This is a genomic window from Bacillus sp. FSL R12-0074 (assembly GCF_038005725.1).
Taxonomy (GTDB): domain Bacteria; phylum Bacillota; class Bacilli; order Bacillales; family Bacillaceae_G; genus Bacillus_A; species Bacillus_A mycoides.
On record NZ_JBBOTR010000001.1, the window covers coordinates 3896915 to 3909323 of the forward strand.

11 protein-coding genes are annotated in these 12409 nt (G+C 35.7%); 3 read left to right on the forward strand and 8 right to left on the reverse strand.

The features are described from left to right. Window positions 1-59 precede the first annotated feature (59 nt). Window positions 60-1109, reverse strand: coding sequence for a cytochrome c oxidase subunit II (coxB, locus tag NSS97_RS20100; protein WP_341113891.1), 1050 nt, complete (start codon window positions 1107-1109; stop codon window positions 60-62). A gap of 93 nt (window positions 1110-1202) precedes the next feature. Further along, window positions 1203-2126, reverse strand: a complete 924-nt coding sequence (gene cyoE, locus NSS97_RS20105) for a heme o synthase (protein WP_002033731.1) — start codon at window positions 2124-2126, stop codon at window positions 1203-1205. A 497-nt stretch (window positions 2127-2623) separates the two neighbouring features. Here cyoE and ctaA point away from each other — a divergent pair, with 497 nt between their 5' ends. Next, on the forward strand, window positions 2624-3559 hold the full coding sequence (ctaA, locus tag NSS97_RS20110; RefSeq protein ID WP_002014781.1) for a heme A synthase: 936 nt from the start codon (window positions 2624-2626) through the stop codon (window positions 3557-3559). An 86-nt stretch (window positions 3560-3645) separates the two neighbouring features. On the opposite strand, the gene pyc is transcribed toward ctaA, so the two are convergent. The 3 genes from pyc to NSS97_RS20125 form a co-directional block, all read right to left on the reverse strand. Continuing rightward, entirely contained in the window at window positions 3646-7092 is a 3447-nt protein-coding gene (gene pyc / locus NSS97_RS20115) for a pyruvate carboxylase (RefSeq protein ID WP_012261618.1), read from the reverse strand. 333 nt (window positions 7093-7425) lie between these two features. After that, window positions 7426-8604 (reverse strand): putative lipid II flippase FtsW, encoded by a 1179-nt coding sequence (ftsW, locus tag NSS97_RS20120; protein ID WP_044442845.1) that lies wholly within the window; start codon window positions 8602-8604, stop codon window positions 7426-7428. Window positions 8605-8729: 125 nt separating this feature from the next. Then, window positions 8730-9017, reverse strand: coding sequence for a YlaN family protein (locus tag NSS97_RS20125; protein ID WP_000135698.1), 288 nt, complete (start codon window positions 9015-9017; stop codon window positions 8730-8732). 150 nt (window positions 9018-9167) lie between these two features. On the opposite strand from NSS97_RS20125, the gene NSS97_RS20130 reads away from it, so the two are divergent. Beyond that, window positions 9168-9665: a hypothetical protein gene (locus NSS97_RS20130; RefSeq protein WP_044442844.1), complete on the forward strand. Its 498-nt coding sequence runs from the start codon at window positions 9168-9170 to the stop codon at window positions 9663-9665. 49 nt (window positions 9666-9714) lie between these two features. Here NSS97_RS20130 and NSS97_RS20135 read toward each other — a convergent pair whose 3' ends face one another. Together NSS97_RS20135 and NSS97_RS20140 are read right to left on the reverse strand one after the other, a co-directional pair. After that, a complete protein-coding gene (locus NSS97_RS20135) occupies window positions 9715-11043 on the reverse strand; it encodes a PhoH family protein (protein ID WP_002088317.1) in 1329 nt (442 codons plus the stop codon). A gap of 246 nt (window positions 11044-11289) precedes the next feature. After that, the gene (locus tag NSS97_RS20140) at window positions 11290-11745 is read right to left on the reverse strand and encodes a pyridoxamine 5'-phosphate oxidase family protein (protein WP_002014791.1); all 456 of its coding nucleotides are present in this window, start codon (window positions 11743-11745) and stop codon (window positions 11290-11292) included. Window positions 11746-11890: 145 nt separating this feature from the next. Between NSS97_RS20140 and NSS97_RS20145 the strand changes: the two genes are divergently transcribed. Further along, window positions 11891-12091: a YlaI family protein gene (locus NSS97_RS20145; RefSeq protein ID WP_044442843.1), complete on the forward strand. Its 201-nt coding sequence runs from the start codon at window positions 11891-11893 to the stop codon at window positions 12089-12091. 35 nt (window positions 12092-12126) lie between these two features. On the opposite strand, the gene NSS97_RS20150 is transcribed toward NSS97_RS20145, so the two are convergent. Next, window positions 12127-12402 (reverse strand): hypothetical protein, encoded by a 276-nt coding sequence (locus NSS97_RS20150; protein WP_002033723.1) that lies wholly within the window; start codon window positions 12400-12402, stop codon window positions 12127-12129. Window positions 12403-12409 lie beyond the last annotated feature (7 nt).

Here is a 12409-nt window from a genome sequence, read left to right on the forward strand (position 1 = left end):
CCCTGTTTTTTTGCTACAGAACTCACGTTTTCAACCTCCCCTTCGCAAATGATCCCTCTTTATTTTTCAATCTTTAACGTTTGTAAATATGCATTTAATGCATTAATTTGATCATCCGTTAAGTTGCCATATTTACCAGTCATTTTATTACCTGGTTTCATATTTTCAGGATCTTTGAGCCATTTTTTTAAGTTCTCTTCATTATTTTCGGCAATACCAGCAACCATATCGCGATCTGAGAAGTTTGCTAAGTTCGGTGCGATACGAGCAGAAGGTGGTCTACTATCATTTGATCCAACTGCATGACAACCAATACAGCTTTTATTAAATATTTCTTGACCCTCTTGCGCCTTTGTAGAAGCTACTTCTTTTTTCCCATCAATCTTCTTCATGTCAGCAAGCCACTTTTTGTACTCGCTTTCATCCAGAGCTTTCACTTTGAACTGCATTAAAGAATGTGATGGGCCACAAAATTCTGTACAAAAACCATTATAAGTGCCCGATTTATCTGCCTTTAACCACATTTTGTTTACATTATCTGTATTTGTATCCATTTTCCCAGCTAAAGATGGAACCCAAAACGAATGTTTAATATCGGCACCCTTCAAATTCAAATACACTTTCTTACCTGTGGGGATAACTAAATCTTGAGAAGTTACTATTTTTTCTGATTTATAAGAAAATTCCCACCAATAAAGATTCGCTGTTACATCAACAACGATAGTATCTTTATCAATATTCTTTTTCTCCATCGCACTTACATCAGCAAGCTTGAATGTATATGTAACAGTCGGAACAGCCAAGATTAACAAAAGAATAATCGGAATGACTGTCCATATAATTTCTAGTTTGTGATTTCCTTCAACTTGCTCTGGAATATAATCTTCCTCACCCTTTTTTTGTCGGAAACGCACAATTACATATAAGAAAATAATAGTAACTACAAGTACTACTCCTACCATGATTGCACTCGCTAGCAAGAGCAAATCATATTGCATTTTTGCTACTTCCCCTTGCGGAATTAAAGTAGACTGAAAAGCTTTACCGCATCCCCCTAACAGTAAAGCCAGCAGTGAAACGAACGAAAGCAGTCGCCACTGTTTCTTCATACAAACAACCCCCACTTTCTTTGTGAATTAGATTGTACTTTATAGTTAAGTAAAGTAAATCTCAACGTAAAGAAATCCAATCATGTCGTTGTCTTAGAAGAATGTAACTACAATCATTGACACAAATAAGATTGTTAAGTAATTCAGGGAATAAACAAACATTTTTACGGACCACTTGATGTCATCTTGCTGACGGAAGCCATAAAGCCCTAATGCGATCCATCCGATGTTAAGCAATGTTGCAATTACCATGAATGTTATTCCAAGTCCACTCATATAAAATGGTAGTGGTAATAAACATACTGTCCAAATCATAATCTGACGTTTCGTAATATCAAATCCCTGTACAACAGGAAGCATTGGGATTCCTGCATTTCGATATTCATCAACACGCTTCATCGCTAATGCGAGGAAATGTGGGATTTGCCAAATAAACATAATTAAAAATAACATCCAAGCAATTGGATGATTTAAAGACGGATCAATTGCCGCCCATCCAATTAAAGGTGGAACTGCTCCTGATATACTACCTACAACAGTATTTAACGTATATTTTCTCTTCGTCCATAACGTATATAAAACAACATATGTGAAGGCACCAATAAATGAGATTAACACTGCCATCGGTGTAGTAAGTAATAAAAATGCAAAGCCAAGAAGTAAAATTACAAGTCCAAATGCAAGTGCAAAGCCAGGTTTATATTTACCTGTTACCGTTGGACGGTTTTTTGTTCTTTCCATTAATGGATCGATATCTCGGTCAATGTAGTTATTTAAACAACATACCCCTGCCATAATTAATGCCGAACCAACGATTGTGAAAAATAACTTATCTAGATTGTCCATAACACTCAATCCATTAAAATGTAAAGCCAACCAAAATCCTGTAAATACAGTAAGTGTATTTGAGTTTACAATCCCCATTTTAACGAGCGCTGATAAATCTTGTAACCGAGTTGTTTCCGGTACAATTGAAACAGCTGACTCATCATGCAGCTCACTTGTTGCATGGTTCATCACTTTAACCCCCTCTTAAACCTATCATCTTTCTAAGCATATATTTCATGTGAAATATTTCGCTTCTATATAGCAATATTATTACAGTAGAAATATTGTTAACTCATTCTACTACTAATCTACGCCCATACTCCAATATATTAAATCACATTTCCCGAACATTTTGTGAAGAAAACATGAACTTTTTGTGTCGAACATTAAAAAACTTTATTCTAATTTATCCTTATCATAACATGATGTTATCTTCTATAATAAACTATTTTGTCATATTTAGCATGTATTCTCCCCATTTCTTTTCAAAATAGCCTGGATTCCTCCTAAAATATGTATTTTAAATCCCATTTTTTTCTTTATAATACGTACGTTGTCCTCGCCCTCCATTTCTTTGCTATTTTATTATTTTTTATATATCATAGGACTGTAGCACGTTTTATTCTATACATAATGGAATGAAAATATTTCGTAATAACTTCATAGCAGAAAGATGGTGAAAGAGATTGCAACGCTTTATTAAATGGTTAGCAGTCATTACAAGTCTCGATTTATTAGTAGTTTTACTAGGAGGCGCTTTAGTTACAAAAACGGGTTCAGGCCAAGGATGCGGCAAATCATGGCCTCTTTGTAACGGTGAATTTGTTCCATCTAATTTATCAATGGAGACTATTATTGAGCTAAGTCACCGCTTAACATCTGGATCAGCAGGAATCCTTGTTACTCTTCTTTGTATCTTGTCCTGGAAATATTATAAACATGTGCGCGAAACAAAGACGTTAGCAATTTTATCCTTCGTATTTTTAGTTGCACAAGCATTAATGGGGGCGGCGGCGGTTGTTTGGGGTCAAATGCCTGCTGTATTAGCTATTCATTTCGGTATTTCCTTAATTTCATTTGCTTCTGTCATCTTGTTAACGTGTCTTATTTTTGAAATTGATCAGAAATTTGATGCGCGTTCACTTATTATGGACAAAAAAATGAAATTTCATATTTATGGTGTAACAATTTACAGTTATATCGTTGTCTACACAGGAGCTTTAGTACGTCACGAACGAGCTACCTTAGCCTGTCCAGACTTCCCTTTATGTAGCAAAAATAGACCTATGCCAACTCAACTACATGAGTGGGTTCAAATGGGACATAGAGTTGCAGCGATGTTAATTTTCGCTTGGATACTATATGCGATGATTATTGCTATTCGCCATTACAAGCAGCAGCGTGTAGTATACTGGGGATGGATTATTTCATTTATCCTTGTTACACTTCAAGCTATAGTAGGGATTTTGGTCGTATTTACAAATGCTAGTTTAGCAATGGCATTATTACATTCGCTCTTCATTTCTTGCCTGTTTGCTGTACTATGCTATTTAGTTATGATAGGTACAAGAAGTACAGTCAATGCAAAAGAAACTGAATCAACTTCTAAGCAAACAAAATAAAGTAAAACTTTAATACCTTGCCAATTCGGCAAGGTATTATTTACACACAAAAAAGAGCTGCTTTCGCACAGCTCTTTTTCTTTATTTTAATGATCTAATTCAATGAGTAAATCTCCCGTTTGAATTGCATCCCCATCATTTACATATACTTTTTTCACTTTACCACTAAATGGCGCTTGAACCGTCGTTTCCATTTTCATAGCTTCTGTAATTGCCATGGAATCACCTTTTTTCACTTCATCGCCTTCTTTTACAACTACTTTAATAACAGTTCCCGGCATCGTTGCGCTAATATGATTTGGATTTTCACGATTCCCCTTCACACGCTGTGCAACAGTTGATTTCACGTTTTCATCTTTCACTACGATTTCACGCGGTTGTCCATTAAACTCCAGGTAAAGCACACGATTTCCATCTGGCTGTGGCTCCCCAATGGAAACTAGTTTAACCATCAATGTTTTACCTTGCTCGATTTCCACATCAATTTCTTCACCAAGTCTCATACCATAGAAGAATGTCGGTGTATCAAGCACAGATACATTTCCATAAATCCCAGCAACTTTTTCGTAGTCCATAAATACTTTTGGATACAATGCATATGCGACTACATCAAAAATTGTTACTTCGCGTCCAAGTTTGTGGAATAACTCTTCTTTTAAAGCATCGAAATCTACTGGTTCTAATAATTCACCCGGTCTTACTGTTAATGGCTCTTTCCCTTTTAAAATAATTTTTTGTAATTCTTTCGGGAAACCACCATATGGTTGTCCTAAATCTCCAGAGAACATTTCAACAACAGATCCTGGGAAGTCCATAGCATGTCCACGTTCTAAAATATCTTGTTCTGTTAGGTGATTTTGAACCATAAATAATGCCATATCACCGACAACTTTAGATGATGGTGTTACTTTTACAATGTCGCCAAACATATCATTAACACGGCGATACATCACTTTAACTTCATCAAAGCGATCTCCTAAGCCAACCGCTTTTGCTTGTTGTTGAAGATTACTATACTGTCCACCCGGCATTTCATGCATATATACCTCTGTGTGAGGAGCATTCATACCACTTTCAAATGGAGCATAATATTTTCGTACATCTTCCCAATAATGAGATAGTTTTTCTAATGAGTCTATATTAACATCTGGCTGTCTTTCGTTTCCACCTAACGCATAGTATAGTGTATTCGCACTTGGTTGTGACGTTTGACCAGCCATTGAACTCACCGCTACATCGACAATATCAACACCTGCTTCAATTGCCTTCGTATACGTTAAAATACCATTTCCGCTCGTATCGTGTGTATGCAGGTGAATTGGAATCGACACCGTCTCTTTTAGTGCTGAAACTAAATCATATGCTGCGTTTGGCTTTAATAAGCCCGCCATATCTTTAATTCCTAAAATATGAGCTCCTGATGCTTCCAACTCTTTTGCTAAGTTTTTATAATAATTTAAATCGTATTTACTACGTAACGGATCATGAATGTCTCCTGTGTAACACATTGTTGCTTCTGCAATTTTACCAGTATCTCGTACAGCATCAATTGCAACTCTCATGCCTTCTACCCAGTTTAAGCTATCAAAAATACGGAACACATCAATTCCAGCTTGCGCGGAACATTCCACAAATTTTTGAATTAAATTATCTGGATAGTTTTTGTAACCTACTGCGTTTGAAGAGCGAAGTAACATTTGGAATAAAACGTTTGGCATTTTTTCACGAAGATCTAGTAATCGTTCCCATGGATCTTCTTTCAAGAAACGATACGCAACATCAAACGTTGCACCGCCCCACATTTCTGCTGAGAATAAGTTTGGTAACATTCTCGCTGTCGGCTCTGCAATGTGATGTAAATCTTTTGTACGAACACGAGTTGCAAGTAATGACTGATGTGCATCACGGAATGTTGTATCCGTTAAAAGCACACGCTTTTGATCTTGTACCCACTTTACTAATCCATCCGCTCCACGCTCATCCAAAATTTGTTTCGTTCCATTTTGCATTGGCTCTGAGTGTATCACATTTGGTATACGAGCATCTGGGAAAATTGGTTTCTCTTTTTTCCCTACTCCAGGGAAGCCATTTACTGTTACTGTACCAATATAATTTAACATTTTTGTTCCGCGGTCTTTACGTTTCGGGAACAAGAATAGTTCAGGTGACGCGTCAATAAATGAAGTGTCATATTCTCCTGATAAGAAGTTTTTATGTTTTACTACATTCTCTAGGAATGGAATATTTGTTTTAATACCACGAATACGGAATTCTTTTAAGTTACGTTCCATTTTTGCAGCGGCTTGTTCAAAAGTAAGTGCCCAAGTAGTAACTTTTACAAGTAAAGAATCGTAGTACGGTGTAATAACTGCACCTTGGAAACTATTACCTGTATCAAGACGAACACCAAAACCACCGCCTGATCGGTACGCCATAATCTTTCCTGTATCAGGCATAAAGTTATTAAGTGGGTCTTCTGTCGTTACACGAGATTGGATTGCAAATCCATGCACAACCACTTCCTCTTGCTTAGGAACACCTACCATTTTGCTATGTAATGCATGTCCATCAGCTATTAAAATTTGCGATTGAACGATATCCACTCCTGTAATCATCTCTGTAATCGTATGTTCAACTTGAACACGTGGGTTTACTTCAATGAAGTAAAACTCATCACCTTTTACAAGGAATTCTACCGTTCCAGCATTTAAATAATTTACATTTTTCGTTAACTTTACTGCAGCATCACAAATACGCTGACGCAAATCATCTGAAAGCGACACGCTCGGTGCAATTTCAACTACTTTTTGATGGCGTCGTTGTACAGAGCAATCACGCTCATACAAATGAACAACATTACCTTCTTCATCTGCTAAAATTTGTACTTCTATATGTTTAGGTTTTTCAACGAATTTTTCAACGTACACTTCATCATTACCAAAGGCTGCTTTTGCTTCTGATTTCGCGCGATTATACGATTCTCTTAACTCTTCACTAGCACGTACAATACGCATACCGCGACCGCCGCCACCAAGGGATGCTTTAATAATAATCGGGTAATCATACTTTTCAGCAAATTCTTCAACTTCTTCTATTGAATTTACTGGACCATCACTACCAGGAATAATTGGAATTTGTGCTAGCTGCGCTTGTGTTCTTGCTTTAACTTTATCTCCAAACATGTCTAAATGCTTACTTTTTGGACCGATAAAGATAATCCCTTCTTCTTCACAACGTTTTGCAAATTGAATATTTTCTGACAAGAAACCATATCCAGGGTGGATTGCATCTACATGATTACTTTTCGCAATCTCAATAATGCCTTCAATATCTAGATAAGCATCAATTGGCTTTTTCCCTTCCCCAACTAAATAGGACTCATCGGCTTTATAGCGATGATAAGAACCGCTATCCTCTTTAGAATAGATCGCAACTGTGTTTAATCCAAGTTCTGAACATGCTCGGAACACACGAATTGCTATCTCTCCACGGTTAGCTACCAATACTTTTTGAATACGTTGCAGCTTTGTCATGATTTTCCCCCTCTATTTTCCTACCACTCTAGAGATAAAATACATACACACTCTAAAGAGCGTGAAGTTCTTCACTTTCTACATTATATTATACTTAGAAAGCTTCACTTTATTTTTATCCATCATACCTTATTTTTCAACAAATGATAAGTTTTCTGATCAATTTGTTTCACAAAAATAGTATAGCATACCTCTTCCTTTTCTAACAACAATATTGTATATCACATTAACTTGAATGTAATATACTTTTCGTTTTAAAACAATCAATGTTGTATCACATTTAAAACATAACAAAATAAAAAACACATTGAACTCTAGAGCTCAATGTGTTTTTTATTTTACAACAACAAGATGTGGTCCACCTTGCCCTATTTCTGTATTCATTTCATTCTGTAATTTCTCTTGTCGTTTTACATAACTAGCAATATTTAACAGTATACCCATTGCAAGTAAATTAGCCAATAAAGAACTACCACCATAACTTACAAACGGTAATGGTACCCCTGTAAGCGGTATTAACCCAGACATACCACCGACATTAACAAAAGTTTGAACTCCAAACAAACTTGCAATTCCAATTGCTATTAAACTTCCAAATGGATCTTTACACTTTTGTGCAACTCTAAATGCCCGAATAATAATAAGTAGTAAACAGATTAAAATGACAGCTACGCCTATAAATCCGAGCTCTTCAGATATAATTGCCATAATAAAATCTGTTTGCGGTTCTGGTAAGTATCCATATTTTTGCACACTGTTCCCTAACCCTCGACCATTTAGCTCTCCTGAAGCAATTCCAATAAAAGAATTTATTAATTGGAATCCATCATTCTGAGGATCATTAAATGGATCAAGAAAAACTGAAAACCGAGCTTTTTGGTACGAACTTAACTTATAGTTCCCAATAAAATATAACGCTGGAATCCATATTATAGATGTTAAGAGGAATCGCTTTATACTTAAATTAACATTAACTCCTGAACAAAAGAACATAATCAGTACAGTTCCACCTATTAGTATATCGGTACCTAAGTCATTTTGAAGTAAAATTAATCCCATCGCTCCACCGACAACAGCTAGAGGAGGAATTATCCCTTGTACAAAAGCTGTTTGCGTTTCTTGTTTCTTAGCAAAAAAGTTTGCTAACGTAATAATAACCGTTATTTTCACAAACTCAGCTGGTTGTATACCTAATATCCATCCTTTTGCACCATTTACGTCCTTACCGAAAAGCAAGGCTGCTGCTAGTAGACCAATACTCCCTATTCCCATTGCGATTAAAACTATTCTCTTTCTCCACAACTTATAAGGAATGGCAACGATAATCGCTAACATTATCGTTCCAATAGCTAAAGCAATTAATTGTTTTTTAAAAAAGTAATTTGCTGGCCAGTTATGCCTCGAAATCGCAACAATGGAACTAGAACTATATACCATTATAACTCCCAACACACATAAGATAACAAGAGGAAGTAATAAGGAATAATCCATCGATTTCCATACTTTTTTCATTTCATTTCCTCTTTCTGTTTCAATTTAATTATTGTTGTATTCCATATGTATATAGGTTCTTCCTTCTTTATTATATAAATAAAAAGCCCAAACTATTTCAGTTTGAGCCCCCTTATTTGAACCCGTTATTGTTGTTTGTTTGTAAATGCTTCATGAAGTGCAGACAACTCACGTTCAAGCTCTCCTAACATTGCTTTCCCTTGTTCTTCTGCAATAAGACCAAGGCGAACCGCAAAATCGACCTCGCGGGATAGTCCAAACATTTGTGTGTCTAAAACTTCTTCATATAATGGACATTGCGGCATTGTAAGATTGTCCATTTGTACCTTAATAAGTCTTAAAATCTTCTCTGCATCCGCTTGTAGAAGGGCTAGTGCCTTTTCCTGATGATTTGATACTGTCTCAGACGCCAAATTGATTCCCTCCGTTTCCGTCCTACTCTCTCATATCTATTAATATTAGCGATAGTTTTAATAAATTGCAATAGAAACATTTTTTGTGACAACAGTGTCTAATACTATTATACTGAAAAGTGGGAGTATAACACAAATGGGGGAACAACAATGAGCGAAATTTTATTTATTAATGGAAAAGTTCGTTTTTCAATCACTATCGATCCAACTGTATGGATTTTCGATGATCGAAAAATAGATTTGACAACCTACTTTGATGAAACTAGAGAAGAATCATCCGAATTAGAAACATACTTAAAACATACTTCAGAGCATTGGGATCGCGAAATCCGTGATGGTGCTGCCTTCCCGCCAATACAACAAAGTGTAAAGAAATATAAAAAAGAACAGCTTATTAACGGGACATTTGGCATACCACTTCATCCATTTCTAAAAAATGCTGAAATTTTAGAAGATGCTACTCATGTCGAAATTGAAACCACAGACAATACAATTACACTTCCGTTAGAAACAGCCCATAAAGCTATTCTCGGTTTTTCAAAAGAAGGTAAACCATTACGAGAAGACGGGCCTGTTCATCTATATTTCCATGATGGATCTAATAGACAAAATCCGATTCGTAACATCCGTAAATTTACAATCATTTAAATTGTATAATTAAAAGGCAAAAAAGGGGTGAGCTTAAGCTCACTCCTTTTTATAATAAATCCGCTGCTAGTTGTGCTAAATTAGAACGCTCTCCTTTAACAAACTTTACATGACCACTAATACGTTGTTCTTTAAACTTCTCTACAACATATGTTAAACCGTTATTATATTCATCTAAATACGGGTGATCAATTTGCTGAGGATCCCCCATTAATACAATCTTACTTTTTTCGCCTACCCTTGTTAATATCGTCTTTACTTCATGCTTCGTTAAATTTTGTGCCTCGTCAATTATAATGAATTGGTCTGGAATACTTCTCCCGCGTATATAGGTAAGCGCTTCTACTTCAATCGAACCCATCCCAGCTAAAATAGCATCTAGCTCCCCAGGCTTTTTCGTATTGAATAAATACTCTAGATTATCAAAAATCGGCTGCATCCACGGTCTTAATTTTTCCTCTTTCTCTCCTGGTAAATAGCCTATATCTTTCCCTACCGGTACAATTGGTCTCGCGACAAGTAGTTTTTTATATAACCCTAAATCTTCCGTTTGCATTAGTCCCGAAGCTAATGCAAGTAACGTTTTTCCTGTACCGGCTTTCCCTGTTAACGTTACAAGTGGAATATCTTCCCGAAGTAGCAATTCTAATCCCATAATTTGCTGCACGTTTCGTGGGCGTATCCCCCACACTTGTTCATTGTGAAAAATAAGTTTTTTTACCTTCTTACCTAAATGATCCACAATCCCAAGTGCAGAACTAGAACCCCCTAGTGCATCTTTCATTACAACAAACTGATTTGGATAAAAAGGATGATTTGCGATTTCAGATAAAGGCAGTTCACCTTTTTCATAAAAATAATCTAACTGTTCTTTTGATATATACCCTTCTAAAAATCCTGAATATATATTTTCCACTTCGATTACTCGGTCACTTAAATAATCTTCGGCCTGCAATCCGATTGCATCAGCTTTTACCCTTACGAGTACATCTTTACTTACTAAAATAACTGATTTCCCGTCCTCTTTTTCTTGTTCTTCTAAAGAGAGGTTTTTCGCTACCGCTAAAATTCGATTATCATTTGTTTTTTCTACAAAAATATCTTGCAGTTGAACAAATGAGCGATGATTTAATTCAATACGAAATGTACCGCCGTTTTCTAACGGAATACTTTCATGTAGCTTTCCTATTTCGCGAAATTTGTCGATTAACTTAGATACATAGCGAGCATTCCGTCCTACTTCATCCATATAACGTTTTTTCGAATCAACCTCTTCTAATACAACTGCTGGAATCACTACTTCATTTGTTGCAAATGAAAAAATAGATAAAGGATCCTGCAAAAGTACATTCGTATCTAACACATAAATTTTATCCAACCTGTTACCCCCTGACTCCACTTTTAAATTTGTAGAACAAGGGTTTCATCCATAAAATATGGACGAACCATTGTTATAATTATATGTACCGTAAAAACGAGGTAGAATCGAAACTCATAGAAATTAAACCTTTTCTTTATTTTTTATTCATTTCTATTCAATATATTACTTTTTATTATAATTTTTCACATTAAATCACAATACTCACTTGTAAAAGTTTATGAACGATGTTCCTATTCATCTTCTTTATAATTCTTTCATTCCTACTAATACTTGGTTATCAAGCTTTTTAGCTGCTCGAAGATCATATGTTTTTTCATATGTTGGTTCAGTAGCAAGTTTCGCACCATAAAACATAACATCTCGAACTTCTTGTACATTCACTTCTACTACCGTTAATTTTAGAGGAATCCCTTCCATTCTATCTGTTAAAATTTCACTTTCACCACTTATGGAAAATACGGATTCATTCGCCATTATAGTCAATACAACCCCTGCACTATGCCGTATATTCCCCACAATACGTGAGCGTTGATCTACCGCAAATCGAATACTAGTTTCACTCACTGCATATACCCAAGAAATAGCACTTACGTTAGGAATTTGTTTTTCGAAATCTGTTGTTGCTATCATAACGATACACTCTTTACGCAAAGATTGTACTAAATCACCTGTCAATGTAGGCTCAACTACATTCGCCATATTTCCACCTCCAAATATTATTTATATATCCTTATCATAACCTATTTTTCGAATTGCGAAAATATTATTTTTTCCCGCTATTATTCAAAAACATTATGCTTCCATGATATACTTATACTGATAGAATTCGTATTGAGGTGACGAAATGAGAGTCAGATGTATGATTTGTGATAAAAAAGATATGTTAGATGACGAAAATCCTATGGCAAAAAAACTGCGTAATCGCCCTATTCATACATATATGTGCATGGAATGTACGGAACGCATTGCAGAGCGTACTACGGAACGCCATGCAAGTGGTAATTTCCGATTATATCGTGATAAAAAAGTAGAAGACGATTGGTAAACCGTAAATAAGTCCTTAATCATATAGATAAGGACTTATTTATATTTTTCTGGTTCACGATTCATCTGATCCAAAAAACAATCAATTGCTTCTACTGGAAATCTTGCACACCTTATTTCTCCATCAATTTCATATGTAATTAAATACATTTCCTCGTTCTTTTCCACTTCTACATTTCGTAATTTATGCTCTTCATATATCATATTTCGAAATAATACATACGTTTCTTGTGCAGCGCTATCATCTGGACGCGCTTCCGCAACAGTTTTAATTGTTAACCAATTATATAGTGCATCTTGTACCGAGCGCATGAAACTC

What these genes read in the sequence shown, in the direction of transcription:
- NSS97_RS20130 (WP_044442844.1), top strand. Translation starts at nt 9,168, where the DNA reads ATGAGCGAAATTTTATTTATTAATGGAAAAGTTCGTTTTTCAATCACT.
- cyoE (WP_002033731.1), bottom strand. Translation starts at nt 2,126, where the DNA reads ATGAACCATGCAACAAGTGAGCTGCATGATGAGTCAGCTGTTTCAATT.
- NSS97_RS20145 (WP_044442843.1), top strand. Translation starts at nt 11,891, where the DNA reads ATGAGAGTCAGATGTATGATTTGTGATAAAAAAGATATGTTAGATGAC.
- coxB (WP_341113891.1), bottom strand. Translation starts at nt 1,109, where the DNA reads ATGAAGAAACAGTGGCGACTGCTTTCGTTCGTTTCACTGCTGGCTTTA.
- pyc (WP_012261618.1), bottom strand. Translation starts at nt 7,092, where the DNA reads ATGACAAAGCTGCAACGTATTCAAAAAGTATTGGTAGCTAACCGTGGA.
- ftsW (WP_044442845.1), bottom strand. Translation starts at nt 8,604, where the DNA reads ATGAAAAAAGTATGGAAATCGATGGATTATTCCTTATTACTTCCTCTT.
- NSS97_RS20140 (WP_002014791.1), bottom strand. Translation starts at nt 11,745, where the DNA reads ATGGCGAATGTAGTTGAGCCTACATTGACAGGTGATTTAGTACAATCT.
- NSS97_RS20150 (WP_002033723.1), bottom strand. Translation starts at nt 12,402, where the DNA reads ATGCGCTCGGTACAAGATGCACTATATAATTGGTTAACAATTAAAACT.